We start from the raw sequence: 23,368 nt of genomic DNA, 5'->3' as shown, positions 1-23,368 counted from the left end.
AAATGCATGTGGGGAGGACGGTCCGGTAACACGGGCCGAACGTTACGTAACCGACGGCGCGCCGCGAGCTCAACTGGACGCGCGCCCGGACAATAGAAGAGGCAGCAATGGATACGGTACCCAACGGAAACGTCGAACAGAAGTTCCAGGAAATGATGGCGAAGCTCACCGCCATGCCCGCCTGGACGGAGAAACAGCAGCTCGAGCTGGAGATGGCGCGCGACATCTCGACGGAAATGCTTCGCCTCGCCGAAGTCATGCGCGACGGCAGCGTCGACATGGAAACATGCCTGACGCTTCTCAAGTACGCGAAAGTGCTGGACTTCGTGATGACGACGCTCGCTTCGCGGCGCGACATCAAACCGCAAACGCTGCGCGTGATCTTCAAGCTGGCCGGGCTCAAGGTCGACGAGGCTTATCCGAGCTGACGGCTCGCGCACCGCGAGCGGCCAAAGCGCCGCTCGCCTCTGCCGCGAGTCGGCGCTTCGTTCTCTCGTGCCTGAACTCACATCCGACGCTCGAATCCGCGATTCACATGCGCGGCGCCTCTACCGGCGGCGTGCCTTCGTGAAAGAGCGTCCTCAATTGCGAGCGCAATTCCGGCGAATCAGCATGTTTGTGCACACTGACGGCGTGCTGCACGGCCGCGTCGAGCAGTTCGTCCTCGTTATCGGCCGATAGCGCGACCGTGCAGTTCATTTCGCTCGGGAACTCGCGGCAGTCGATGTAATGGCGGGTCATGGCAGTCTCCTTGATCGACATATGTGAACCTCCACGCGGGCCGTAAGGCGCGAACCCGCAGCTCACCCGTCACGCCACGGCATGCGGTGCGGCAACCAAGATCAGTGGAATCGACGCGGGAACGACGCGAATTGCGCCCGATGGAAGGTGTCCAAAAATTATAGTTCGCGATGCTGAATAACAAAGCGGCGCGCCGGCATGCGCTGCGGTATCGACGCGCCGAAATGTAGCGTTCTGGCGTCCGTGGCGGCGGTGCGCGCGTTTGCTCCGGGCCGTCTGCAATGTGAAAATAGCGCCCTTCGCAGCGCCGACAGGGCAGCTTGATTTCCTGGTCAGCGCTTGTGCCGTCATTCGGCTTCAGCCGTGAGTTACAGCGGCGGCGCGCCGCCTTTTCCGTTATCCACAGGCCCGCATGTCATCTTCATTCGATTCCGCCCGGGTCGCCGTGCTCGGCGGCGGACCCGCCGGCTTGATGGCCGCCGAGGCGCTTTGCCTGCAAGGCGTGCAGGTCGACGTCTACGACGCGATGCCCTCCGTCGGCCGCAAATTCCTGATGGCAGGCAAAGGCGGCATGAACATCACGCATTCGGAGCCGCTCGAGCCGTTTCTCGATCGCTATGGCGCGCGCCGCCCGTGGATCGCGCCGCTCTTCGAGGCGTTCGGTCCCGACGCGTTGCGCGCCTGGCTGCATGATCTTGGCGTCGAGACGTTCGTCGGCAGTTCGGGACGCGTTTTTCCAACCGACATGAAAGCCGCGCCGATGCTGCGTGCGTGGCTGCATCGGTTGAAGGAAGGCGGCGTGCGCTTTCACATGCGGCACAAGTGGAGCGGCTGGAACGGCTCGCAAACGGGCGGTGTAGCCGGCGCGCCCGCGCACGCGGTCGCCGGCTTGCGGTTCGAGACGCCTGACGGCGAACGGCTCGTCGACAGCGACGCCGTCGTGCTGGCACTGGGCGGTGCAAGCTGGCCGCGGCTCGGCTCCGACGCGGCGTGGGTGCCGTTCATCACCTCGCAAGGCGTCGACGTGCGCGCTCTGCAACCCGCGAACTGCGGCTTCGACGCCGACTGGAGCCCTTATCTACGCGAGCGTTTCGCCGGTCAGCCGGTGAAGTCCGTGGCCATTTCACTGACGGACGTAGACGGAAAAGTCCACAATCGACAAGGTGAAATACTTCTGACCGAAACGGGCCTCGAAGGCAGTCTGATCTATGCGCTTTCGGCGCCGATTCGCGAGCGGATCTTCGCTGACGGCGAACTCACGATCTCGCTGGACCTGGCGCCGGGCTTGGCTCTCGAGCGGGTGATCGCGGAAGTGACGAGGCCGCGCGGCTCACGTTCGATGTCGAGCCATCTGCAGGGAAGAGTCGGCATTAGCGGTGTAAAACTGGCCCTGCTGCACGAAATTCTGCCGAAGGACGTTTTCGCCGATTCAACCCGTCTCGCGCACGCAATCAAGGCGCTGCCGGTGCGGCTGTTGCGCGCACGGCCAATTGCGGAAGCGATCAGCAGCGCCGGCGGCATTCCGTTCGAGGCGCTGGATCGGCATCTGATGATCGAAAGTTTGCCGGGCGTTTTCTGCGCCGGGGAAATGCTGGATTGGGAAGCGCCGACGGGCGGTTATCTGCTGACTGCTTGCTTCGCGAGCGGGTTGGTGGCGGGGCGTGGGGCAGCGGCGTTTGTTGGAGCGCGGGACAGGTTGTCGTGAGGTGTGTGGCACGGCTGAGTGCCGCGGTGGCGAAGGGTGCGGAAGCCCGGCCGAATGGCGGGCGCTCCGCAGGAGTAGAGCCCAACGGGCGTTGGGCGTTGGGCGTTGGGCGTCGGGCGTCGGGCGTTGGGCGTCGGGCGTTGGGCGTTGGGCGTTGGGCGTTGGGCGTCGGGCGTCGGGCGTCGGGCGTCGGGCGTTGGGCGTTGGGCGTTGGGCGTTGGGCGTCGGGCGTTGGGCGTCGGGCGTTGGGCGTCGGGCGTTGGGCGTTGGGCGTCGGACATTGAGGCGACTGATGGGCCAAACGGCCGCCACCGCCCCGAACTGCGCCTCTAAGCCCGCGCCCTCAAGCAATCGTCAACCACGCGCCTTGAGTCGCCAAAGCGACGTCATCTCCGCCACCCGCGCCTTGTGCAGCGGGTCGCTCTCGTCGGTCGACTTGGGATGCCGCGGACGAATATCCTCGCGCGCCACCACCGTCAGCCCCGCATCCGCGATCGCGGCAAGCAACCAGTCGCGCGTGCGCAACCCGAGATGCTCAGCAAAATCCGACAGGATCAGCCAGCCCTCGCCTCCCGGCGACAGATGTTCCGACAAGCCCTTGAGGAAACCGAGCAGCATGCGGCTGTCCGGATCGTAGACCGCGTATTCGATCGGCGAAGCGGGCCGCGCCGGCACCCACGGCGGATTGCACACGATGAGCGGCGCGCGCCCTTCCGGAAACAGATCGGCTTGCACCACATCGACTTGCTGCTCGTATCCGAGCCGCGCCAGATTCTCGCGCGCGCATGCAAGCGCTCGCGGGTCCTGGTCGGTCGCGACGATCTTCTTCACGCCACGCTTCGCGAGCAGCGCCGCCAGCACGCCCGTTCCCGTGCCGACGTCGAACGCCTTGTTCAGCGAAGGCAGCGGCGTGCGCGCGACGAGATCCACATATTCACCGCGCACCGGCGAAAACACGCCGTAATGCGGATGAATCCGGTCACCGAGCGCGGGAATCTCCACGCCCTTCTTGCGCCACTCGTGCGCGCCAATCATGCCGAGCAGCTCGCGCAGCGACACGACCGACGCCTCATCGGTCGGCGGGCCGTACGTTTCGATGCACGCCTGCCGCACGTCGGGCGCGCGGCGCAGCGGAATCGCGTACTCGGCGTCGAGCGGAATCAGGATCATGCCGAGCGTGCGCGCGCGCTGCGACTGCGTCTGCCGATGCAGATTGAACGCGTCGAGCGGCGTCTCGCCCTGCTTGCGCGGTTTGCGCTCGAGCCGCCGCGTGACCGCCTGCAGCAATTGGCGCGCGTTCTGAAAGTCGCCGTTCCACAACAGCGCGGTGCCTTCACAGGCGAGCCGGTAGGCCGAGTCCGCGGTGGTCCGGTCGTCGGCGACGGTCACGCGTTTCGGCGGCGGCACCGCCGCTTCGGAGCGCCAACGTGCGGTGCGGGGGCCGTCGGCTTCCGGCCAGGTGATGCTTGCAGGGCTGTTCATGATGAAGTGGGTCGTTTTGCGAAAGGCGCGTCGCGGCGCGCTGCGGGTGGCGAGACCTCATCGAGTGTAGACAGTTTTGTCCACTATCGACAAGGTGAAAGAGATATGGCGATTTTAGCCCTCACCCGCGCTCACCTCGACCGGTTTCAAAGCCGGTGACAAAGCGCCGATTGGCCAATAAAAAACGGGGTTCCTGACTGAACAGAAACCCCGTTTCGCACTACTGGTGCCGGCTGCAGGACTCGAACCCGCCACCTCATGATTACAAGTCAAGCGCTCTACCTGATGAGCTAAGCCGGCATGAGGCCGTGATTCTACTTCATTTTACGATCTTGAGGCGAGCCCTCCCGCCACCTTTCGAGCCGTCGTCGTCGGGCTGGTCGCCCTGCGGCGCGCGCTCGGCTTTGGCGGCGGCATCGTCGGCTGCGGGCGCCTTTTCGACCGCGCGCGGCGCGCTCGACACGCTCGGCGCAGTCGACACGCTCGGGGCCGTGGACGGCTCGACCGTTTCGGCGTCGGCGCCCGAATCCTGCGCCTCGCCGCCTGTCGACTCGACCGGGAACGCCATGCCTTGCCCGTTTTCGCGCGCGTAGATGGCGAGGATATTGGCGATAGGCACTTCGATCTTGTGCGACTTGCCGGAGAAACGGGCGCTGAACTCGACCCACTCGTTGCCCATCTGCAGTTGGCTCGTGGCCTCGAAGCTGATGTTCAACACGATCTCGTTGTCGCGCACAAACTGCCGCGGCACACGCGTCTGATTGTCGACGCGCACTGCAATGTGCGGCGTGTAGCCGTTATCCGTGCACCATTCGTACAGCGCGCGCAACAGATAAGGCTTGGTGGAAATCTCTTGCATCAGCGGTCCTCTTACCGGGCGCGGGCACCGCGCGCGTCTGGCCGCGCGGCGCCCTTGCCCAAAGCCAAACTCAACGACGCATCACCTTTTCCGACGGCGTCAGCGCCTCGATATAAGCCGGACGGCTGAAAATGCGCTCGGCGTACTTCATGAGCGGCGCCGCGTTCTTCGACAGTTCGATGCCATAGTGATCCAGACGCCACAAGAGCGGCGCAATGGCGACGTCGAGCATCGAGAACTCTTCGCCGAGCATGTACTTGTTCTTCAGGAAGATCGGCGCGAGTTGCGTCAGACGGTCGCGAATCGCGAGGCGCGCCTTCTCGTGGTTCTTCTCCGCAGCCTTGCCCTTTTCGTTCTCGAGCGTGCCGACGTGGACGAACAGCTCTTTCTCGAAGTTCAGCAGGAACAGGCGCGCGCGCGCACGCTGGACCGGATCGGCCGGCATGAGCTGCGGATGCGGGAAGCGCTCGTCGATATACTCGTTGATGATGTTCGATTCGTACAGAATCAGGTCCCGTTCGACGAGAATCGGCACTTGACCATACGGATTCATCACGGCGATGTCTTCCGGCTTGTTAAACAGGTCGACGTCGCGGATCTCGAAGTCCATGCCCTTTTCGAACAACACCAGCCGGCAGCGCTGGGAGAACGGGCAAGTTGTGCCGGAATACAGAACCATCATGATTTACGTTTCCTCAAAAAGCTGAAAGGCCAGCGCGCGGAAAAACCGTTCAGCAGGTTTTTCCTGGCGCCGGCCCCACGCCGTATAGCGGCGTGATTATTTGATATGTTTCCAGTACGCGGCGTTCAGTCGCCAGGCGAAAAAGCTCAGAATACCGAGGAACAGCAGCACCCACACGCCAAGCTGCTTGCGGGTTTTCTGAGTCGGCTCGGACATCCAGGACATATACGACACAAGGTCGGCCACAGCAGAATCATAATCTACCGGCGACATCGTCCCCGGCGTGACCTGCTGGAAGCCCACAAATTTGTGCACCGTCTCGCCCGTTTTTTCGTCGACTTCGTCACCGAATTTCGCAGTACGTTGCCCCTGAAGCTGCCACAGCACGTGAGGCATGCTCACGTTTTCATACACCAGATTATTCCAGCCGGTCGGCCGCGTATTGTCGCGATAAAAACTGCGCAGATACGTGTACAGCCAGTCCTTGCCGCGCGCCCGCGCTTCCACCGACAAATCCGGCGGACTCGCGCCGAACCACGCTTTGGCGTCGTCCGGGCGCATGGCGACGGTCATCGTGTTGCCGATTTTGTCGGTGGTGAAAAGCAGGTTCGACTGGATTTCGCTCGGCGCGATGCCGAGGTCGGTCAGCCGGTTGTAGCGCATCAGGTTCGCGCTGTGGCAATTCAGGCAGTAGTTTACAAACAATTGCGCGCCGTGCTGCAAAGAAGCGAAATTGTCTGCGTTATCCGGCGCGCGGTCGAGATGAACATTCTCGTCCGCATACGCCGGGCCGCTCAGCACCGCGAGCAGTGTCGCGCCGATCAGCGCGCACGTCGAAAGCAGTTTTTTCATCTTCGTGTTCTCCTCGCTCTCGATTAGTGGGGCTTGTAGCGCACGCGCTCAGGCGGCTGCCTGAACGTGCCAAGCCGCGTCCAGAACGGCATGCCGAGGAAAAACGCGAAGTAGATCAGCGCGCACACCTGCGCAATCAACGTAGCGACCGGCGACGGCGGTTTGGTGCCGAGGAACGCCAACGTCAGGAAAGCGAGCACGAAAATCCCGTAGAACACCTTGTGGAAGAACGGCCGGTAACGGATCGACTTCACCGGCGAGCGGTCGAGCCACGGCAGGAAGAACAGCGAAACCACCGCGCCGCCCATCACCACGACGCCCCAGAACTTGGATTCGGTGAACGCCATGGCCAGAATCACGAGCACGGCGAGCACCGGCAAGCCGAGCTTCCACTTGCCGCGCGCGCGCACCAGCGCGAGCAGGCCGAGCAGCGCAATGACGATCATCAGGACGATCTTGAACGGATCGGTCGTGGCGCGCAGCATCGCGTAGAAGGCCGTGAAGTACCAGACCGGCGCGATTTCCGGCGGTGTCTGCAGCGGGTTGGCCGGCACGAAGTTGTTCGCTTCGAGGAAGTAGCCGCCCATTTCAGGCGCGAAGAAGATGATCGCCGCGAAGATCATCAGGAAAATGCACACGCCGAAGAAATCGTGCACCGAGTAGTACGGATGAAACGGAATGCCGTCGAGCGGAATGCCGTCCGGGTCCTTCTTCGCCTTGATCTCGATGCCGTCAGGGTTGTTCGAGCCGACTTCGTGCAGCGCGACCAGATGCGCGACGACCAACCCGAGCAGCACCAGCGGAATCGCGATCACGTGAAACGCGAAGAAGCGGTTCAGCGTCACATCCGACACCACGTAGTCGCCGCGAATCCACAGCGACAGGTCCGGCCCGATGAACGGAATCGCCGAGAACAGGTTCACGATCACCTGCGCGCCCCAGAACGACATCTGGCCCCACGGCAGCAGGTAGCCGAAAAACGCCTCGGCCATCAGGCACAGAAAGATCGCGCAGCCGAAGATCCACACGAGCTCGCGCGGCTTGCGATACGAGCCGTACATCAGTCCGCGGAACATATGCAGATACACGACGACGAAGAACATCGACGCGCCCGTGGAGTGCATGTAGCGGATCAGCCAGCCCCACGGCACCTCGCGCATGATGTACTCGACCGAGCCGAACGCGAGCGTCGCGTCGGGCTTGTAGTTCATCGTGAGGAAGATGCCGGTGACGATCTGGTTCACCAGCACGAGCAGCGCGAGCGAGCCGAAGAAGTACCAGAAGTTGAAGTTCTTCGGTGCGTAGTATTCGGAGACGTGCTTCTTCCAGGTGGACGTGAACGGAAAGCGCCGGTCGATCCAGCCGACGAGCCCGGTCGTCTCCACTTCGTGTTCGATCGCCATTACGCTTCTCCTTTCTCGTCCTTGCCGATCACGAGCCCATTGGCCGACGTGAACATATAAGGCGGGATGTCGAGGTTCTGCGGCGCAGGTTTGTTCTTGAAGACGCGGCCGGCCATGTCATAGGTCGAGCCGTGGCACGGGCACAGGAAGCCGCCAGGCCAGTCGTCCGGAAGATTGGGCTGCGCGCCCTCCTGGAAGCGCGGCGTCGGCGTGCAGCCCAGATGGGTGCACACGGCGACGGCGACAAAAACGTTCTTGTGGTCGGCGCGTGAACGGAATTCGTTGTTGCAGTACTCCGGCAGCGGCAACGAAAAGGGATTCTTGCTCGCGGGATCGGCGACTTCGTTGTCGGCCTTCTTGACGTCGGCGAGCATCTTCTCGGTGCGGTTGATGATCCACACGGGCTTGCCGCGCCAGGCCACGGTCTTCATGTCGCCGGGCTTGAGATCGCTGATGTCGACTTCGACCGGGGCTCCTGCTGCCTTGGCCTTTTCAGATGGTGCAAACGAACTAACAAAGGGTACGACAGTGGCAACGCCTCCAATGCCACCTGCTACGGTCGTCGCTATCAGCCAGGTACGGCGGCTGCCGTCGACGCGTTCATCTTCCTTGTCTCGCATTACACGCCCCACTTCTGAGTTGGATTTTTCCTTCACGTCGCTTCTACCGCCGCTAGTTTGCTCGAATGGAGTCGCCATTTACAAGGGCCGATTGCCAAAAACCGTGCGAAGCCCTTGATAACTCAGGGTTTCTCCGTACGCATCACAAACTTTTTTGCAGCAGCTTTTAAGTGTCCCCTCCGTTATTCGTGCCTTTTGCTTCGCTAATGCCCATTTGATATTTCAACGACTCAAACGGGATTCGGAATATCGATAAAGAGATGCTCGATGTCGAACTGCTCCGACAGATGCTTGCCCACCGCCTGCACGCCGAAGCGCTCGGTCGCATGATGGCCGGCCGCGAGAAACGCTACGCCGCTTTCTGCCGACGTGTGCATGACCGACTCCGACACCTCGCCCGTCAGATAGACGTCGGCGCCGGCGTTGATCGCCGCGTCGAACATGCCTTGCGCGGCGCCCGTGCACCACGCCACGCGGCGCAGACTGCGATCCGGGTCGCCGAACACGAGCGGCGTGCGGCCGAGCGTCTGCTCGATCTCGGCGGTGAAGTGCGCGAGCGTGATCGGCATCGCAAACGTGGCGAGCCAGCCGAGGTCGTTCTCGCCGAAGCGCGCGTCGCTGATCCAGCCCATCTTCGCACCGATCTGCGCGTTGTTGCCGAACTCGGGATGGTCGTCGAGCGGCAGGTGATAGGCGAACAGGTTCAGGTCGTTGGCGAGCAGCAGCTTCAGGCGCCCGTATTTGCGGCCGGTGATCTGCGGCGCCTCGTTGCGCCAGAAGTAGCCGTGATGGACCAGCACGGCGTCCGCGCCCCAATCGAGCGCGGCTTCGAGAAACGCAACTGACGCGGTCACGCCGGTCGCGAGTTTGCCGATCTTGCGGCGCCCGTCGACTTGCAGACCGTTCGGGCAATAGTCCTTGAACCGCGCGGTTTCAAGGAGATTGTTCAAGTACAATTCAAGTTCGATCCGATCCATATAAACCTCTAGTCTTCAGATGCTTAGACGCTTCTGGCTGTTCTTTGCCCAAGCGGTGACTGTGCTGTTGGCGCTGATGTTCATCATCGCGACCCTCAAACCGCAGTGGCTTCAGCGTCAAGGGCAATTCGGCAAGCAACTTGCCGAACCGATCGTCGCACTGCGCGAAGTCGCGCCTGGCATGGGCAGCGGGCCCGCAACGGCGTCTTATGCCGACGCCGCGCAAAAGGCCATGCCCGCGGTCGTAAACGTCTTTTCCAGCAAAGATGGCTCACTGCCGCCGGACCCGCGCGCGAAAGACCCGCTGTTCCGCTACTTCTTCGGCGACAAGAACAATCGCAGGCAGCGCGAACAACCGGCCGCGAACCTGGGCTCCGGGGTGATCGTGAGTTCGGAAGGGTACATTCTAACGAACCAGCACGTCGTCGACGGTGCGGATCAGATTGAAATCGCGCTCGCCGACGGACGCACCACGAACGCCAAGGTCATCGGCATCGATCCGGAAACGGATCTGGCCGTGCTCAAGGTCAACATGACCAATCTGCCCACCATCACGCTCGGCCGCATGGAGCAGACGCGCGTGGGCGACGTGGTGCTGGCCATCGGCAATCCGTTCGGCGTCGGGCAGACGGTCACCATGGGTATTGTCAGCGCGCTCGGCCGCAATCACCTCGGCATCAATACGTTCGAAAACTTCATCCAGACCGATGCGGCGATCAATCCCGGCAACTCGGGTGGCGCGCTCGTCGACGTGAACGGCAATCTGCTCGGCATCAACACCGCGATCTACTCGCGCTCGGGCGGCTCGCTCGGCATCGGCTTCGCGATTCCGGTGTCGACTGCGCGCAGCGTGCTCGAAAGCATCATCACGACGGGTTCGGTCACGCGCGGCTGGATCGGCGTCGAGCCGCAAGACGTGACGCCGGAAATCGCCGAGTCGTTCGGGCTCGACCAGAAGTCGGGCGCGATCGTCGCGGGCGTGCTGAAGAACGGTCCCGCCGACCGCGCGGGCATCAAGCCGGGCGACATTCTGATGAGCGTCAACGGTCAGGAAATCACCGACACCACGCGCCTGCTGAACGTGATCGCGCAGATCAAGCCGGGCACGGCCGCCAAGGTGCATCTGGTGCGCAAGAACCGCGAGCTGGATGTCGACGTGGTCATCGGCAAGCGCCCGCCTCCGCCGAAACAGCCCGCCGACGACAGCGAGCAGCAGGACGACGAAGGCGGTTGAGCGCAAGCGGTGTGCGGGTAGTAGCGCCCGTGCCGAATCCGCTGGTAGAACGCGTAGAACGTAAAAAGGGCAGTCCGTTGCGGACTGCCCTTTTGCTTTGTTTGCTTACGCGTTGCAGCCGCGCCACGCGGCATGCATTGCATTAGCCCGGCGGACTCGCGTCCTCGACCACCGCCGGCTGCTTGCCGACAATCAACCGCGCCGCGATGATCCCCGCCTCGTACAAAACGATCAGCGGAATGGCCAGAATCAGTTGCGAGAAGACGTCCGGCGGCGTGACCACGGCCGAAATCACGAACGCGCCGACGATCACATACGGCCGGATTTCCTTTAGCTTCTTCAGCGTCACCACGTTCATGCGCACGAGCAGTACGACGACGATCGGCACTTCGAACGTCACGCCGAACGCAATGAACATGGTCAGCACGAAGCTCAGGTAATTGTCGATGTCCGTCGTCATCTCCGCGCCGAGCGGCGCGTTGTAATGCGCCATCACGCGAAAGATGGTGGGAAACACAACGAAATACGCGAACGCCATGCCGCAGAGAAACAGCGTATAGCTGCTGCCGACGAGCGGCCCGACCAGCTTCTTCTCGTGCTGATAAAGACCCGGCGCGACGAACGCCCAGATCTGATACAGCACGATAGGCAGCGCGATCACGAAGGCGACCAGCATGGTCACTTTCATCGGCACGAAGAACGAGCCGGTGACGTCGGTCACGATCATCTTGCCGTCTTTGGGCAGGTTCTGCATCAGCGGGCGCGCCAGCAGCCGGAAGATGTCCGGCGCCCAATACACGAGCCCGACAAACACCACGATGACGGCAAGGCCCGCGCGGATGATGCGGTCGCGCAATTCAACGAGGTGGGAAATGAAGGTCTCTTCAGTGCCTTCGTCCTGGCTTTTCTGGGGGTCGCTCACACCGGCCCTCGGTTAGAGATTGTCGTTCTGATCATCAGAAAAACCGCGTCGGACGACGCATGCTGGCAGGCGTATGCCGCGCGACGCGTGCCGCCCCGGATTGCACGCGCGTGCGGCGCGTGGTGGCGCGCTTGTACCAGGTGGGCATTGCCGTTTGCTTGACGCGCCAGTTCTTGCGCTTCCCCGCCGCGGCGGGCGTGCTGTTCTGCCACGAAGTGCTGCCGGCATTGCCGGCGTCTTCGAGCGCCCCGCCGGCGATGCTCGGCGACACGGACGTCCCGCTGTTCCACGCGTCGTTCAGTTCGCTCTCATGCTTGCGCAGGTTTTCCTGAACGGCCGTTTCGACGTTGCTCGCCGCCGTCTCGAACTCGGTTTTCATGCGACGCAATTCGTCGAGTTCGATTTCCCGCGTGACTTCCGACTTGACGTCGTTGATGTAGCGCTGCGCGCGGCCGAACAGCGCGCCCGCCGTGCGGGCGACGCGCGGCAGCCGCTCAGGGCCGAGCACGACCAGTGCGACGACGCCGATGAGCGCCATCTTGGTTAGACCGAGGTCCAGCATGGAGGGAAATGTCCGTCAGTAACGCGGTTGGCCCGCGGCTTAGCGGTAATCGCCCGAACGCGGGGTCTTTTCCTTGGCTTCCACATCCACCGCGCCGTTGCGCGGCAGTTCGCGCTGCTGCTGCGCGTCCGCCGAAGGCGTTTCGTTCTCGCGCATGCCTTCCTTGAAGCCCTTCACAGCGCCACCCAGATCGCCGCCGATGTTGCGCAGCTTCTTCGTGCCGAACACGAGCGCCACGATCAGCAACACGATCAACCAATGCCAAATACTCAACGAACCCATGACTACTCTCCTTAACCCCGACGCCGCACGTAATGCGGCAAAAACTCGTCTGCCTTGCGGCGTGAATCGAAGCGCTTGCGCTTCATCTATACGTTACAGCAGCGTTGCCGCGCGTGCCGCTGTTTCGCCAGGACCTCGCCCGTATTGTGGCCAGAGAATCGCGTCGCCAAAATTACAGCGCGGCAAAAACAGCGCGGCAAAAACAGCGAGGCAAAAATGCTGTGCACCCGGCAACGCCTGCGCGGCCCGGCCAAGCCAGGCTGCGCCAGGCCCACTAACCCATGCGCTGCCACGGACGCGGCCCCGCCAGAATGTGCGCGTGCAGGTGATACACCTCTTGCCCGCCGCCCGGGCCGGTATTGATGACGGTGCGGAAGCCGGTTTCGCCACCGGTGTACGCCACGCCCAACTGATCGGCCAAACGCGCGGTCAAAACAAGCATTCTACCAAGCATGGGCGCATCGCTTTCGGTGCAGTCCGTGAGCGTGGCGATGTGCTTGCGCGGAATGACCAGCACATGGGTTTCGGCCGCCGGACGGATGTCGCGGAAGGCAAGAAACTCTTCGTCTTCATGGACTTTGGTCGACGGGATCTCGCCGGCGGCGATCTTGCAGAAGAGGCAATTCGGGTCGTGACTCATCGTATTCCTGACGCGGTAGGGCTAAAGCGCGAAGCGTGGCTCGATGCGGCAGAGCGGCTTTGCGCCGGCGCCGCACGACATGACACCAATTCAGAACCACGCCCGCGGATTCGCAAGCGGCTTGTTATCGTACAGATACAGCCAGCCCTTGATAATACGGTACAACATCCAGATGCTGACGGCCCACAACACCGCAAAGCCGATGAAGACGAACACCAGCAGCCCGCCTATCGCGTAACCCAGCAGGCCGATCCAGAACGTGCGGATCTGCCACTCGAAATGCGGTTCATACGGCGTGCCCGCCGCGTCGCCGCGCTTCACGTAATTGATGATGATCGCGATCAGGATCGTCAGGCCGCCCGTCAGCCAGTGAACCGCATACAGCGCGTACAGCACATGCGTCAGCGTGCGCAGGCTGCGTTCCCGCTCCGGCTCGATCGCGTGGCGGTAAGCCGGCGGCGGATAACTCTGGTGCGACTGTTCCATGCTGCGTCCTCCGGACGATGGGTTTGCGATGCGTTCACTGCAATGTGGGCGCCGGCGCTCGCCACTTCAAGGCAAACCGCGCGAAGAAACAGCAGAAATCGCACTCGGGAAAATCGCGCGCTCAATCGCCGTTCTGCTCGCGCTCGCGGCTCTTGCGCAGCGCTTTTTCCTCAATGCCCGACATGCCTTCGCGGCGCTCCAGCTCGGCGAGCACGTCCGCGGGGCTCAGATCGTAGTGCGACAGCATGACGAGGCAATGGAACCACAGATCCGCGACCTCGCCGACGAGCGCCTTCGTCTCGCCGCCGTGGCGCGTGTCCTTGGCGGCCAGCACGACTTCGGTGGCTTCTTCGCCGATTTTCTTCAGCACCGCGTCGTCGCCCTTATGGAACAGGCGCGACACATACGACACGTCCGGGTCGCCGCCCTTGCGGCTGTCGATGATCGCCGCGAGGCGCATCAACGTATCGGTCGTGGATGGATTGGCGGATGCGGCTTGGGTGGTCTGCGTCATTTGTAGATGTGTTCGGGGTCTTTCAGCACGGGATCGACGGCAATCCAGTCGCCGTCATCTGTCGAGCCTTCGAATTTCTGGAAAAAACACGAGTGGCGGCCGGTGTGGCACGCAATGCCGGACACCTGCTCCACCTTCAGCAGCACGACGTCTTCGTCGCAATCGAGCCGCACTTCATGCACGTGCTGAACGTGGCCGGACTCCTCGCCCTTGAACCACAGGCGCTGGCGCGAGCGGGAGAAGTACACCGCGCGGCCGAGTTCGACGGTTTTCGCCAACGCCTCGCGGTTCATCCACGCGAACATCAGCACGTCGTTCGTCGACGCTTCCTGCGCGATCACCGGCACAAGGCCGTTCGCGTCCCACTTGACCTTGTCGAGCCAATTGACTGCCGTTGGATTCACCACGTCACAACCTCACCGAAATGCCCTGCCCGGCCATGAAGCGCTTGGCCTCGCCCACCGTGTGCTCGCCGTAGTGGAAGATGCTGGCGGCGAGTACCGCGTCGGCGTGGCCGTTCTTGATGCCGTCGGCGAGATGCTGCAGGTTGCCGACGCCGCCCGAGGCGATCACCGGAATCGGCACCGCGTCGGAGACCGCGCGCGTGAGCGCGAGGTCGAAGCCGCTTTTCGTGCCGTCGCGATCCATGCTGGTCAAGAGGATTTCGCCCGCGCCGAGCTCGGCCATCTTGCGCGCCCATTCGACGGCTTCGAGGCCGGTCGCCTTGCGTCCGCCGTGCGTGAAGACTTCCCAGCGCGGCGGTTCACCGTCCGCGGAAACGCGCTTGGCGTCGATCGCGACGACGATGCATTGCGAGCCGTATTTGTCCGTGGCGTCCTTGACGAGCTGCGGATTCGCCACCGCCGACGAGTTCATGCTGATCTTGTCCGCGCCCGCGTTGAGCAGGCGCCGCACGTCTTCGACGGCGCGCACGCCGCCGCCGACCGTCAGCGGAATGAACACTTGCGAGGCGACTGCTTCGATGATCGGCAGGATCAGGTCGCGCTGGTCGGAAGTCGCGGTGATGTCGAGGAAAGTCAGTTCGTCCGCGCCCTGATCGTCGTAACGGCGCGCGATTTCCACGGGATCGCCCGCGTCGCGCAGTTCGACGAAGTTGACGCCCTTGACCACGCGGCCGGCGGTGACGTCGAGACAGGGAATGATGCGTTTAGCTAGAGCCATGATCTTGCAATTCTGCCAATACCGCTGATGGGGCCGCTCGCCTGGACCGCAGGCGAGCGGTGATGGGCCGGGGTGCCGGGCCGAGTTGCTCGCGGCGGGTTCGGCGCGTGCCGCTTGGGGCGCTTGGGGCGCTTGTTCAGAAAGCCACCGCCAACTGCGGCTCGGATTGCGCCGCATGCAGGCGAGCAGGTGAGCAGGCATGCAGCGCGTGCTTGCGTGCGGCGGGCGTTGTCCTCAGACGCGAGGCTGACCACGCCGCCGCGCTCATCCGTTCAACCGCTCGCCCGATCGACCGCCGCGCAGCCGCTCAGGCGTCGTCCGATTCCCGCAACCGGTCTGCCAAAGTCTGCGCAGCCGTGAAGTCGAGATCGCCCGAGTAGATCGCCCGGCCGCAGATCACACCTTCAATGCCTTCGCCCTCGACTTCGCACAGCGATTCGATGTCGGCCAGATTCGACAGCCCGCCGCTTGCGATCACCGGAATCTTCACGGCGCGCGCAAGGCGCACCGTCGCCTCGATGTTGATGCCCTGGAGCATGCCGTCGCGGCCGATGTCCGTGTAGATGATCGACTCGCAGCCGTAGTCCTCGAACTTGCGCGCCAGATCGGCCACTTCGTGACCCGTCAGCTTGCTCCAGCCGTCGGTCGCGACCTTGCCGTCTTTCGCATCCAGCCCGACGATGATATGGCCGCCGAACGCCGTGCACGCGTCCTGCAGGAAGCCCGGATTTTTCACCGCGGCCGTGCCGATGATCACGTACTCGAGACCGTCGTCGAGATAGCGCTCGATGGTGTTCAGGTCGCGGATGCCGCCGCCGAGCTGCACGGGAATCTCGCCGCCCACTTCCTCGATGATCGCGCGAATCGCGTCTTCGTTCCTCGGCTTGCCGGCGAACGCGCCGTTCAGGTCGACGAGGTGCAGACGGCGCGCGCCGCGCTCGACCCAATGTCGGGCCATCGCCGCCGGTTCCTCGGAGAATATCGTCGCCTGGTCCATATCGCCCTGTTTGAGGCGTACACACTGACCGTCTTTCAGGTCGATGGCGGGGATCAGCAGCATAGCAATCGGGTGTTGAGTGGGAATGGGTTGAAGGTCGGCGGCGGCGGCTGGTCGGCCAGCCCGCCCAAACGCCGTCTCGCTAGTTTAGTACAACTCTTTCGACGCTCTTGCGCACCGGCGGCGCAAAGCGAAATCAGGATGCGGCCGCCGCAGCGCGCGGCGAATGCCCCGCTTGCGGCAAAACAGCGCGCCGCGGCAGCAGGAAGCGAGGCGCTCACGGGTTCCAGTGCACGAAGTTGCGATACACGCGCAGCCCGGCTTCGGCGCTCTTTTCCGGGTGAAACTGGGTCGCGAAGATGTTGTCCCGCGCGACCGCCGACGTAAAAGGCACGCCGTACACCGTCTCGCCCGACGTGTGCGCGGCATTGTCCGGCACCACGTAATAGCTATGCACGAAGTAGAAGAACGCATTGTCGGCCACGCCGTCCCACAGCGGATGCGGCTGCGCCTGGCGCACGCGGTTCCAGCCCATCTGCGGGACCTTGAAGCGCGAGCCGTCGTCCTGCACCTGACCTTCCAGGTCGAAGCGCAGCACCTTGCCCGGCAGGAGCCCGAGGCCGGGCGTGCCGCCCTCGGCGCTCCAGTCGAACAGCATCTGCTCGCCCACGCACACGCCCATCAGCGGCTTCGTGCGCGACGCTTCCACGACCGCTTCCTGCAGGCCGGACTCGGCGAGACTGCGCATGCAATCGGGCATCGCGCCCTGGCCGGGCAGCACGACGCGGTCGGCCGCGCGGATCGCTTCCGGCTGGTCGACGATCGCCACGTCCGCTTCCGGCGCGGCCTTGCGCAACGCCTGCGCCACCGAGCGCAGGTTGCCCATTCCGTAATCCACAATCGCTATCGAAGTTTTCATTTCAAAGTAGGCAGCAAAGCCTTCAGTCCATCGACGATGAATTCCACCGCCAGCGCCGATAACATCAAACCCATGAGCCGCGTGCCGATGTTGATACCGGTGCGACCGACCCAGCGTGCAATCGGTTCAGCGAGGCGCAGCGAAAAAAAGCAGATCGCCGCCAGCACCGCGCCGATCGCGATCAGACCGATGCGGTCGTACCAATGCGGCGAACTGGCCGCATAGATGATCGTCGTGCTGATCGCGCCGGGGCCGGTCAACAGCGGAATGGCCAGCGGCACGACCGCGATGTTCTCCTTCTGCTCGGCTTCGTCGCGCTCTTCGGGCGTCGAACGACTGTTGCCGATCTGCGCGTTCAGCATGTTGATCGCCATCAGCAGCATGATGATGCCGCCGCCCACTTCGAGCGAACCGACCGAAATGCCGAAGAAGCTGATGATCTGCTGCCCGAGCAGCGTCGTCACCGCGATCACGCAGAACACCGAAATAGCCGCGATCCGAAGGGTCCTGCGCCGTTCGACGTCGCTCTGATTCGCCGTCAGGCTCATGAAGAACGGAATCGCGCCGACCGGATTGATCAGCGCGAGCAGCGAGATAAACGACTTCAGAATATCCATTGAACACCGGGCGCGCGCACGGCGCGGTTCCGGTCCCGGTAAATAAGTCGCTTAAAGACTGCCTTTGGTCGACGGAATCTGCCCCGCCGCGCGCTCGTCCAGTTCGACGGCCATGCGCAGCGCGCGGCCGAACGCCTTGAACACCGTTTCCATTTGATGGTGAGCATTCAGGCCGCGCAGATTGTCGATATGCAACGTCACGCCCGCATGGTTCACGAAGCCGCGGAAGAATTCGATCGACAGATCGACGTCGAACGTGCCGATGCGCGCACGCGTGAACGGCACATGAAACTCGAGGCCCGGACGGCCCGAAAAGTCGATCACGACGCGCGACAGCGCTTCGTCGAGCGGCACATACGAATGACCGTAGCGGCGAATGCCCTTGCGGTCGCCGATTGCTTTCGCGACGGCCTGGCCGAGCGTGATGCCGGTGTCTTCGACCGTATGATGGTCGTCGATATGCAGGTCGCCATGCGCTTCAATGTCGAGATCGAACAGGCCATGCCGCGCGATCTGGTCGAGCATGTGGTCCAGGAACGGCACGCCGGTGGCCAGCTTCTGCTGACCGGTGCCGTCCAGGTTGATCTTGACACGGATCTGCGTTTCGCTGGTGTTGCGAACGACTTCCGCAAGGCGCATGGTAATTCCTCGAATCTGGCTAGAAAGCGCTAGTAGTGTGGGAGGGGAGCGGCGAGCCGCCGCTTAATGCACGCTTATTGCACGCTCAGTGCAATACGAGCTTCAGCGCGGCAAGCAACTGGGCGTTTTCGTCGGGAGAACCAACGGTCAAACGCACGCAATTCGCCAGCAATGGGTGCATTTTACTCACGTTTTTGACCAGAACCCGCGACGTGAGCAGGGTTTCGAACAGAATCGACGCGTCGGGCACACGCACCAGCAGAAAATTGCCGGCGCTCGGAAACACTTCGGCACCGGGCAATTGAGCGACGGCGTCTGCGAGTTTCGTACGCTCGTCGCGCAATTTCGCCGCCTGCGAGTCGAGCACGTCGACGTGATCGAGCAGGAAATCCGCGGCCGCCTGGGTCAGCACGTTGGTGTTGTACGGCGGGCGCACCTTGTCGAGTTCGTTAAGCCACGCGGGCTTGCCAACCAGATAGCCGAGGCGGATGCCGGCGAGACCCAGCTTCGACACCGTGCGCATCACGACCACGTTGCCGAACGCGTCGGCGCGCGGCAGCCAGCTTCGCTGCGCAAACGGCTGATAAGCCTCGTCGATTACGACCAGGCTCTTCGTCGCCGCGGCGATGATGCGCTCCATGTCGGCGTCGTTAAAGAGCGTGCCGGTCGGGTTGTTCGGATACGCGAGATACACAACCGCGGGCTGGTGCTCGGCGATGGCCGCGAGCATCGCCTCGGTGTCGAGCGTGAAGTCGCTGTTCAGCGGCACGCCGACGAATTCGAGGTTCGCCAGCTTCGCCGACATCTGATACATGACGAAGCCCGGCACGGGCGCGAGCACCTTGGCGCCCGGCTTCGCGCAGGCAATCGAGAGCATGCTGATGATCTCGTCCGAGCCGTTGCCGAGCAGCACGTCGCAACCGGCCGGCACGCCCATCGTGCGTTTGATCTTCTCGATGAGCGCTTCCGGACGCGGCGCCGGATAGCGGTTCAGCGCGACGCCCGCCAGATGCTCGCCGAGGTGCGCGGCCAGCGTCGGCGGCAGCGAAAACGGGTTCTCCATTGCGTCGAGCTTGATGTAGCCGGTGGCGTCGGGTACCGGATAGCTCGTCATCGCGAGCACGTCGTGGCGGATGATGTCTTGAGGTGTCGTCATAAGTCAGTGGGCCGGGCCGCGCGCGTCGCATGCAAGGCGCATGGAACGCTGCGGACACGCCTCGTTGCGCGGCAGGCTCGCCGCGCCGGGTTGGTCTGTGTTGTGCGTTTGTTGTTCGTTCTTGTTATGAGGCGGCGATTCGTCGAACGGCTTATGCGGGGCAAGGCGCGCAGCGGTGGAGCGCCTGAGCCCCGATCCGCTCAACCGCCTTGCCGCATCCGGTACTCGGCGCTGCGGGCGTGGGCCTGCAAGCCTTCGCCGTAAGCGAGTTCGGCGGCAATTTCGCCAAGCGTCTGCGCGCCTTCCGCGCTCACTTCGATCACGCTCGAACGCTTGAAGAAATCATAGACGCCGAGCGGCGACGAGAACCGTGCGGTACGCGACGTAGGCAGAACGTGGTTCGGTCCCGCGCAGTAGTCGCCGAGGCTCTCGCTCGTATAGCGGCCGAGGAAGATCGCGCCCGCATGGCGGATCAGTTGCCCCCATTGATGCGGCTCCAGCGCCGAGATCTCAAGGTGTTCCGGCGCGATGTCGTTGGCGATCGCGCAGGCTTCGGCCATGTCGCGAACCTTGACGAGCGCGCCGCGCCCTTCCAGCGACGCCTGAATCACGTCGCGGCGCGGCATGGTGGGCAGCAGTTCGTCGATGGCGTCCTTCACGCGGCCAATGAACGCGTCGTCCGGACACAGCAGAATGGACTGCGCGAGTTCGTCGTGCTCGGCTTGCGAGAACAGGTCCATCGCGACCCAGCGCGGATCGGTCGTCCCATCGCACAGCACGAGAATTTCCGACGGCCCGGCGATCATGTCGATGCCGACCGTGCCAAACACACGCCGCTTGGCCGACGCGACATACGCGTTGCCGGGGCCGCAAATCTTGTCGACGGCCGGCACGGTTTCGGTGCCGTACGCGAGCGCGCCTACAGCCTGCGCGCCGCCGATCGTGAACACGCGATCCACGCCGCCGAGCAACGCCGCCGCCAGCACGAGCGGATTCTTCACGCCGTCCGGCGTGGGCACCACCATGACGATCTCGCGCACGCCGGCCACGCGCGCCGGAATCGCATTCATCAGCACCGACGACGGATACGCCGCCTTGCCGCCCGGCACGTAGATACCCGCGCGATCGAGCGGCGTGACCTTCTGGCCGAGCACGGTGCCGTCTGCTTCCGTGTACTGCCAGCTATGGCTGCCGCACTCGATCTTCTGCTTCTCGTGATAGCCGCGCACGCGCGCCGCCGCCGCTTCGAGCGCCGCGCGGCGCTTCGGCTCCAAACTTTCGAGCGCCGCTTCCAGCTCGGAGATAGGCAGCTCCAGCGCCGCGACGCTCTTCGCGTCGAGCCGGTCGAAGCGGTTCGTGTATTCCAGCACCGCCGCGTCGCCGCGCGCCTTCACGTCGTTCAGGATCTGCGCGACCGAGCGCTCGATTGCTTCGTCTTCGCTCGCCTCGAACGCGAGCACCGCGTGCAGCGACTTCTGGAAGTCGCGAGCCGTGGAATCGAGTTTGCGAATCTTGATAGACATACGGGTATCCGTTTCGGTAAGGCGCGCTTTAAAGCGAGGTCAGACTGATTCGATGCGGATGTCAGGCCGCCGCAACGCCGGCTTTGGTCGCGCGTTCGAACGCGTCGAGAATCGGCCGCAACGCAGCGCGCTTGAGCTTCAACGCCGCCTGGTTCACCACGAGGCGCGATGAAATCTGCATGACTTCCTCCACCTCCACCAGATGGTTGGCGCGCAGCGTATTGCCCGAACTCACCAGATCGACGATCGCATCCGCGAGACCGACGAGCGGCGCGAGCTCCATCGAACCATACAGCTTGATCAGGTCGACGTGCACGCCCTTGGCGGCGAAATGCTCGCGTGCGGTCTCGACGTACTTGGTCGCGACGCGCAAGCGGGCGCCCTGGCGCACCGCGTTCGCATAATCGAAACCCGCGGCAACCGCGACCGACATGCGGCAACGCGCGATGTCCAGGTCCACCGGCTGATACAGCCCGCTGCCGCCGTGTTCGAGCAGCACGTCTTTGCCCGCGACGCCGAAGTCCGCCGCGCCGTATTCGACGTAGGTCGGCACGTCGGTCGCGCGAACGATGATCACGCGCAGGTTCGCGTCGGTGGTCGGCAGGATCAGCTTGCGCGAGCTTTCCGGATCTTCGGCGACTTCGATGCCGGCCGCGGCGAGCAGCGGCAGCGTTTCTTCAAAGATACGCCCCTTCGACAAAGCCAGCGTCAACGGCGCGCTGACCGCCGGCGAACTCGACGTTTGCGGCATCGAACTCATGCCTGGCTCCCGGCAATGCGCCGCACCTTCGCGCCGATCGCGTTGAGCTTGGTTTCCATCCGGTCGTAGCCGCGATCCAGGTGATAGATACGGTCGATCAGCGTCTCGCCTTCCGCGCGCAACGCGGCAATCACGAGGCTCGCCGACGCGCGTAGATCCGTCGCCATGACCTTCGCGCCCGACAGGTTTTCGACGCCCGTCACGAGCGCGGTCTTGCCGTCGGTCGTGATGTTGGCGCCGAGGCGGTTCAGCTCCTGCACGTGCATGAAGCGGTTCTCGAAGATCGTCTCGACGACCTGCGCCTTGCCGTCCGCGACCGTGTTCAGCGCCATGAACTGCGCCTGCATGTCGGTCGGAAACGCCGGGTATTCGGACGTGCGGAACGACACCGCGCTCGGACGCTTGTCCATGCGCACGCGCATCCAGTCGTCGCCTTCGTCGATCGTCACGCCCGCTTCGCGCAGCTTGGCGGTCACCGCGTCGAGAGTCTGCGGACGCACGTTCTTCAGCGTGACGTCGCCGCCGGCCGCCGCCACCGCGCACAGGAACGTGCCGGCTTCGATGCGGTCCGGAATCACCGTGTGCTTTGCGCCGTGCAGCTTGTCCACGCCCTGGATCACGAGACGGTCGGTGCCGATGCCTTCGATCTTCGCGCCCATCTGCACGAGCAGGTGCGCGAGGTCGCCCACTTCCGGTTCGCGCGCCGCGTTCTCGATGACGGTTTCGCCTTCGGCGAGCACGGCTGCCATCAGCAGGTTCTCGGTGCCGGTCACGGTGATCATGTCGGTGATGATGCGCGCGCCCTTCAGCCGCTCCGCACGCGCTTCGATGAAGCCGTGATCGATCGTGATCTCGGCGCCCATCGCCTGCAGGCCCTTGATGTGCTGATCGACCGGACGCGCGCCGATCGCGCAACCACCCGGCAGCGACACGCGCGCATGGCCGAAGCGTGCGACGAGCGGCCCGAGTACGAGGATCGACGCGCGCATGGTCTTGACCATTTCGTACGGCGCGACGAGGTTGTCGACCTTCGACGCGTCGAGCGACACGCGCCCTTCAGCACTTTCGATGCGCACGCCCATTTGCCCGAGCAGCTTGAGCATGGTGCGCACGTCCTGCAGATCGGGCACGTTGTCGAGCTGCACCGGCTCCGCGCTCAGCAAACTCGCGCACAGAATCGGCAACGCCGCGTTCTTCGCACCCGAGACAACGACCTCACCCGACAGCGGGTAGCCACCTTCAATGACGAGTTTGTCCATGCCTGTGTGTTCCTGATCGATCCGGACTTCAGCCGGAACTGCCTTGATTGTGTTCGACGCGCCGCTGCCGGCGTCGCGTCCTTCCTGAGTAATTCGCACTAAATTTCCAGATTACGCGTTCTGCCATTCGGCGGGCGTCAGCGTTTTCATGCTGAGCGCGTGGATTTCTTCGCGCATGCGGTCGCCGAGCGCCGCATACACGAGTTGATGACGCTGGATCAGACGCTTGCCCTCGAAGCTCGGAGAAACGATGGTCGCAAAGAAATGCTGACCGTCGCCTTCGACTTCGAGATGCTGGCAAGCGAGCCCAGCGGCGATGTATTGCTTGACCTGTTCGGGAGTCGGCAACATGTGA

Annotated in this window: 29 protein-coding genes and 1 tRNA gene; 3 read left to right on the top strand and 27 right to left on the bottom strand. The window is 63.5% G+C overall.

Annotated elements, in window-relative coordinates:
* Nucleotides 1-107: 107 nt before the first annotated feature.
* Complete coding sequence (locus tag AB6809_RS26900) at nt 108-428, top strand: hypothetical protein (RefSeq protein WP_006052307.1); 321 nt, start codon at nt 108-110, stop codon at nt 426-428.
* Between the two features lie 103 nt (nt 429-531).
* Here AB6809_RS26900 and AB6809_RS26895 read toward each other — a convergent pair whose 3' ends face one another.
* Nucleotides 532-741, bottom strand: a complete 210-nt coding sequence (locus tag AB6809_RS26895) for a DUF1059 domain-containing protein (protein WP_029971289.1) — start codon at nt 739-741, stop codon at nt 532-534.
* 412 nt (nt 742-1,153) lie between these two features.
* On the opposite strand from AB6809_RS26895, the gene AB6809_RS26890 reads away from it, so the two are divergent.
* Entirely contained in the window at nt 1,154-2,446 is a 1,293-nt protein-coding gene (locus AB6809_RS26890; protein WP_371027531.1) for a TIGR03862 family flavoprotein, read from the top strand.
* On the opposite strand, the gene AB6809_RS26885 is transcribed toward AB6809_RS26890, so the two are convergent.
* From AB6809_RS26885 to AB6809_RS26845, 9 genes are all read right to left on the bottom strand, one after another.
* On the bottom strand, nt 2,359-2,727 hold the full coding sequence (locus AB6809_RS26885; RefSeq protein WP_371027530.1) for a hypothetical protein: 369 nt from the start codon (nt 2,725-2,727) through the stop codon (nt 2,359-2,361). The two genes, AB6809_RS26890 and AB6809_RS26885, sit on opposite strands and share 88 nt — an antisense overlap.
* 73 nt (nt 2,728-2,800) lie before the next feature.
* Nucleotides 2,801-3,928, bottom strand: a complete 1,128-nt coding sequence (locus AB6809_RS26880) for a methyltransferase (protein ID WP_371027529.1) — start codon at nt 3,926-3,928, stop codon at nt 2,801-2,803.
* A 224-nt stretch (nt 3,929-4,152) separates the two neighbouring features.
* Nucleotides 4,153-4,228 (bottom strand) — tRNA-Thr (locus tag AB6809_RS26875).
* Between the two features lie 19 nt (nt 4,229-4,247).
* Complete coding sequence (locus AB6809_RS26870; RefSeq protein WP_371027528.1) at nt 4,248-4,787, bottom strand: ClpXP protease specificity-enhancing factor; 540 nt, start codon at nt 4,785-4,787, stop codon at nt 4,248-4,250.
* Nucleotides 4,788-4,857: 70 nt separating this feature from the next.
* Nucleotides 4,858-5,469, bottom strand: coding sequence for a glutathione S-transferase N-terminal domain-containing protein (locus AB6809_RS26865; RefSeq protein ID WP_006052302.1), 612 nt, complete (start codon nt 5,467-5,469; stop codon nt 4,858-4,860).
* A gap of 96 nt (nt 5,470-5,565) precedes the next feature.
* Nucleotides 5,566-6,321: a cytochrome c1 gene (locus tag AB6809_RS26860; RefSeq protein ID WP_029971286.1), complete on the bottom strand. Its 756-nt coding sequence runs from the start codon at nt 6,319-6,321 to the stop codon at nt 5,566-5,568.
* A 23-nt stretch (nt 6,322-6,344) separates the two neighbouring features.
* Nucleotides 6,345-7,724 (bottom strand): cytochrome bc complex cytochrome b subunit, encoded by a 1,380-nt coding sequence (locus AB6809_RS26855; RefSeq protein ID WP_371027527.1) that lies wholly within the window; start codon nt 7,722-7,724, stop codon nt 6,345-6,347.
* Nucleotides 7,724-8,344, bottom strand: coding sequence for a ubiquinol-cytochrome c reductase iron-sulfur subunit (gene petA, locus AB6809_RS26850; protein WP_029971285.1), 621 nt, complete (start codon nt 8,342-8,344; stop codon nt 7,724-7,726). Before petA ends, AB6809_RS26855 begins: the two co-directional genes overlap by 1 nt.
* Before the next feature lie 230 nt (nt 8,345-8,574).
* Nucleotides 8,575-9,321: a Nif3-like dinuclear metal center hexameric protein gene (locus tag AB6809_RS26845; RefSeq protein ID WP_371027526.1), complete on the bottom strand. Its 747-nt coding sequence runs from the start codon at nt 9,319-9,321 to the stop codon at nt 8,575-8,577.
* Between the two features lie 19 nt (nt 9,322-9,340).
* Here AB6809_RS26845 and AB6809_RS26840 point away from each other — a divergent pair, with 19 nt between their 5' ends.
* Nucleotides 9,341-10,555 (top strand): Do family serine endopeptidase, encoded by a 1,215-nt coding sequence (locus AB6809_RS26840; protein WP_029971284.1) that lies wholly within the window; start codon nt 9,341-9,343, stop codon nt 10,553-10,555.
* 142 nt (nt 10,556-10,697) lie between these two features.
* Here AB6809_RS26840 and tatC read toward each other — a convergent pair whose 3' ends face one another.
* The 17 genes from tatC to AB6809_RS26755 form a co-directional block, all read right to left on the bottom strand.
* Nucleotides 10,698-11,477, bottom strand: a complete 780-nt coding sequence (gene tatC / locus AB6809_RS26835; RefSeq protein ID WP_371027525.1) for a twin-arginine translocase subunit TatC — start codon at nt 11,475-11,477, stop codon at nt 10,698-10,700.
* A 34-nt stretch (nt 11,478-11,511) separates the two neighbouring features.
* Entirely contained in the window at nt 11,512-12,039 is a 528-nt protein-coding gene (gene tatB, locus AB6809_RS26830; RefSeq protein ID WP_371027524.1) for a Sec-independent protein translocase protein TatB, read from the bottom strand.
* Nucleotides 12,040-12,078: 39 nt separating this feature from the next.
* A complete protein-coding gene (tatA, locus tag AB6809_RS26825; RefSeq protein WP_006052294.1) occupies nt 12,079-12,321 on the bottom strand; it encodes a Sec-independent protein translocase subunit TatA in 243 nt (80 codons plus the stop codon).
* Nucleotides 12,322-12,595: 274 nt separating this feature from the next.
* On the bottom strand, nt 12,596-12,961 hold the full coding sequence (locus tag AB6809_RS26820; RefSeq protein ID WP_006052293.1) for a histidine triad nucleotide-binding protein: 366 nt from the start codon (nt 12,959-12,961) through the stop codon (nt 12,596-12,598).
* Between the two features lie 90 nt (nt 12,962-13,051).
* Nucleotides 13,052-13,447 (bottom strand): hypothetical protein, encoded by a 396-nt coding sequence (locus AB6809_RS26815; protein WP_006052292.1) that lies wholly within the window; start codon nt 13,445-13,447, stop codon nt 13,052-13,054.
* A 121-nt stretch (nt 13,448-13,568) separates the two neighbouring features.
* A complete protein-coding gene (locus tag AB6809_RS26810) occupies nt 13,569-13,961 on the bottom strand; it encodes a phosphoribosyl-ATP diphosphatase (RefSeq protein ID WP_006052291.1) in 393 nt (130 codons plus the stop codon).
* Complete coding sequence (hisI, locus tag AB6809_RS26805) at nt 13,958-14,368, bottom strand: phosphoribosyl-AMP cyclohydrolase (protein ID WP_006052290.1); 411 nt, start codon at nt 14,366-14,368, stop codon at nt 13,958-13,960. Before hisI ends, AB6809_RS26810 begins: the two co-directional genes overlap by 4 nt.
* Before the next feature lies 1 nt (nt 14,369).
* A complete protein-coding gene (gene hisF, locus AB6809_RS26800) occupies nt 14,370-15,143 on the bottom strand; it encodes an imidazole glycerol phosphate synthase subunit HisF (RefSeq protein WP_006052289.1) in 774 nt (257 codons plus the stop codon).
* Between the two features lie 307 nt (nt 15,144-15,450).
* Complete coding sequence (hisA, locus tag AB6809_RS26795) at nt 15,451-16,203, bottom strand: 1-(5-phosphoribosyl)-5-[(5-phosphoribosylamino)methylideneamino]imidazole-4-carboxamide isomerase (RefSeq protein WP_006052288.1); 753 nt, start codon at nt 16,201-16,203, stop codon at nt 15,451-15,453.
* 214 nt (nt 16,204-16,417) lie between these two features.
* Complete coding sequence (gene hisH, locus AB6809_RS26790; RefSeq protein WP_006052287.1) at nt 16,418-17,059, bottom strand: imidazole glycerol phosphate synthase subunit HisH; 642 nt, start codon at nt 17,057-17,059, stop codon at nt 16,418-16,420.
* Entirely contained in the window at nt 17,056-17,676 is a 621-nt protein-coding gene (locus tag AB6809_RS26785; protein ID WP_371027523.1) for a YchE family NAAT transporter, read from the bottom strand. The genes hisH and AB6809_RS26785 overlap by 4 nt, the downstream gene beginning before the upstream one ends.
* A 51-nt stretch (nt 17,677-17,727) precedes the next feature.
* Entirely contained in the window at nt 17,728-18,315 is a 588-nt protein-coding gene (gene hisB / locus AB6809_RS26780) for an imidazoleglycerol-phosphate dehydratase HisB (RefSeq protein WP_006052285.1), read from the bottom strand.
* A gap of 85 nt (nt 18,316-18,400) precedes the next feature.
* Nucleotides 18,401-19,471, bottom strand: coding sequence for a histidinol-phosphate transaminase (hisC, locus tag AB6809_RS26775; protein ID WP_371027522.1), 1,071 nt, complete (start codon nt 19,469-19,471; stop codon nt 18,401-18,403).
* 200 nt (nt 19,472-19,671) lie between these two features.
* On the bottom strand, nt 19,672-20,994 hold the full coding sequence (hisD, locus tag AB6809_RS26770; protein ID WP_006052283.1) for a histidinol dehydrogenase: 1,323 nt from the start codon (nt 20,992-20,994) through the stop codon (nt 19,672-19,674).
* A gap of 61 nt (nt 20,995-21,055) precedes the next feature.
* On the bottom strand, nt 21,056-21,754 hold the full coding sequence (gene hisG, locus AB6809_RS26765; protein WP_053858805.1) for an ATP phosphoribosyltransferase: 699 nt from the start codon (nt 21,752-21,754) through the stop codon (nt 21,056-21,058).
* Nucleotides 21,751-23,013, bottom strand: a complete 1,263-nt coding sequence (gene murA / locus AB6809_RS26760) for a UDP-N-acetylglucosamine 1-carboxyvinyltransferase (protein ID WP_006052281.1) — start codon at nt 23,011-23,013, stop codon at nt 21,751-21,753. The genes hisG and murA overlap by 4 nt, the downstream gene beginning before the upstream one ends.
* Before the next feature lie 111 nt (nt 23,014-23,124).
* Nucleotides 23,125-23,364 (bottom strand): BolA family protein, encoded by a 240-nt coding sequence (locus AB6809_RS26755; protein ID WP_006052280.1) that lies wholly within the window; start codon nt 23,362-23,364, stop codon nt 23,125-23,127.
* Nucleotides 23,365-23,368: the final 4 nt, after the last annotated feature.

Source organism: Paraburkholderia sp. RCC_158 (genome assembly GCF_041355255.1).
Lineage (GTDB): Bacteria > Pseudomonadota > Gammaproteobacteria > Burkholderiales > Burkholderiaceae > Paraburkholderia > Paraburkholderia graminis.
This window is presented reverse-complemented; position numbering and strand designations above follow the sequence as displayed.

Excerpts from the sequence above, each read along its gene's own strand:
- AB6809_RS26900 (WP_006052307.1), top strand. The coding sequence starts at position 108 with ATGGATACGGTACCCAACGGAAACGTCGAACAGAAGTTCCAGGAAATG.
- AB6809_RS26895 (WP_029971289.1), bottom strand. The coding sequence starts at position 741 with ATGACCCGCCATTACATCGACTGCCGCGAGTTCCCGAGCGAAATGAAC.
- AB6809_RS26890 (WP_371027531.1), top strand. The coding sequence starts at position 1,154 with ATGTCATCTTCATTCGATTCCGCCCGGGTCGCCGTGCTCGGCGGCGGA.
- AB6809_RS26885 (WP_371027530.1), bottom strand. The coding sequence starts at position 2,727 with ATGTCCGACGCCCAACGCCCAACGCCCGACGCCCAACGCCCGACGCCC.
- AB6809_RS26880 (WP_371027529.1), bottom strand. The coding sequence starts at position 3,928 with ATGAACAGCCCTGCAAGCATCACCTGGCCGGAAGCCGACGGCCCCCGC.
- AB6809_RS26870 (WP_371027528.1), bottom strand. The coding sequence starts at position 4,787 with ATGCAAGAGATTTCCACCAAGCCTTATCTGTTGCGCGCGCTGTACGAA.
- AB6809_RS26865 (WP_006052302.1), bottom strand. The coding sequence starts at position 5,469 with ATGATGGTTCTGTATTCCGGCACAACTTGCCCGTTCTCCCAGCGCTGC.
- AB6809_RS26860 (WP_029971286.1), bottom strand. The coding sequence starts at position 6,321 with ATGAAAAAACTGCTTTCGACGTGCGCGCTGATCGGCGCGACACTGCTC.
- AB6809_RS26855 (WP_371027527.1), bottom strand. The coding sequence starts at position 7,724 with ATGGCGATCGAACACGAAGTGGAGACGACCGGGCTCGTCGGCTGGATC.
- petA (WP_029971285.1), bottom strand. The coding sequence starts at position 8,344 with ATGCGAGACAAGGAAGATGAACGCGTCGACGGCAGCCGCCGTACCTGG.
- AB6809_RS26845 (WP_371027526.1), bottom strand. The coding sequence starts at position 9,321 with ATGGATCGGATCGAACTTGAATTGTACTTGAACAATCTCCTTGAAACC.
- AB6809_RS26840 (WP_029971284.1), top strand. The coding sequence starts at position 9,341 with ATGCTTAGACGCTTCTGGCTGTTCTTTGCCCAAGCGGTGACTGTGCTG.
- tatB (WP_371027524.1), bottom strand. The coding sequence starts at position 12,039 with ATGCTGGACCTCGGTCTAACCAAGATGGCGCTCATCGGCGTCGTCGCA.
- tatA (WP_006052294.1), bottom strand. The coding sequence starts at position 12,321 with ATGGGTTCGTTGAGTATTTGGCATTGGTTGATCGTGTTGCTGATCGTG.
- AB6809_RS26820 (WP_006052293.1), bottom strand. The coding sequence starts at position 12,961 with ATGAGTCACGACCCGAATTGCCTCTTCTGCAAGATCGCCGCCGGCGAG.
- AB6809_RS26815 (WP_006052292.1), bottom strand. The coding sequence starts at position 13,447 with ATGGAACAGTCGCACCAGAGTTATCCGCCGCCGGCTTACCGCCACGCG.
- AB6809_RS26810 (WP_006052291.1), bottom strand. The coding sequence starts at position 13,961 with ATGACGCAGACCACCCAAGCCGCATCCGCCAATCCATCCACGACCGAT.
- hisF (WP_006052289.1), bottom strand. The coding sequence starts at position 15,143 with ATGGCTCTAGCTAAACGCATCATTCCCTGTCTCGACGTCACCGCCGGC.
- hisA (WP_006052288.1), bottom strand. The coding sequence starts at position 16,203 with ATGCTGCTGATCCCCGCCATCGACCTGAAAGACGGTCAGTGTGTACGC.
- hisH (WP_006052287.1), bottom strand. The coding sequence starts at position 17,059 with ATGAAAACTTCGATAGCGATTGTGGATTACGGAATGGGCAACCTGCGC.
- AB6809_RS26785 (WP_371027523.1), bottom strand. The coding sequence starts at position 17,676 with ATGGATATTCTGAAGTCGTTTATCTCGCTGCTCGCGCTGATCAATCCG.
- hisB (WP_006052285.1), bottom strand. The coding sequence starts at position 18,315 with ATGCGCCTTGCGGAAGTCGTTCGCAACACCAGCGAAACGCAGATCCGT.
- hisC (WP_371027522.1), bottom strand. The coding sequence starts at position 19,471 with ATGACGACACCTCAAGACATCATCCGCCACGACGTGCTCGCGATGACG.
- hisD (WP_006052283.1), bottom strand. The coding sequence starts at position 20,994 with ATGTCTATCAAGATTCGCAAACTCGATTCCACGGCTCGCGACTTCCAG.
- hisG (WP_053858805.1), bottom strand. The coding sequence starts at position 21,754 with ATGAGTTCGATGCCGCAAACGTCGAGTTCGCCGGCGGTCAGCGCGCCG.
- murA (WP_006052281.1), bottom strand. The coding sequence starts at position 23,013 with ATGGACAAACTCGTCATTGAAGGTGGCTACCCGCTGTCGGGTGAGGTC.
- AB6809_RS26755 (WP_006052280.1), bottom strand. The coding sequence starts at position 23,364 with ATGTTGCCGACTCCCGAACAGGTCAAGCAATACATCGCCGCTGGGCTC.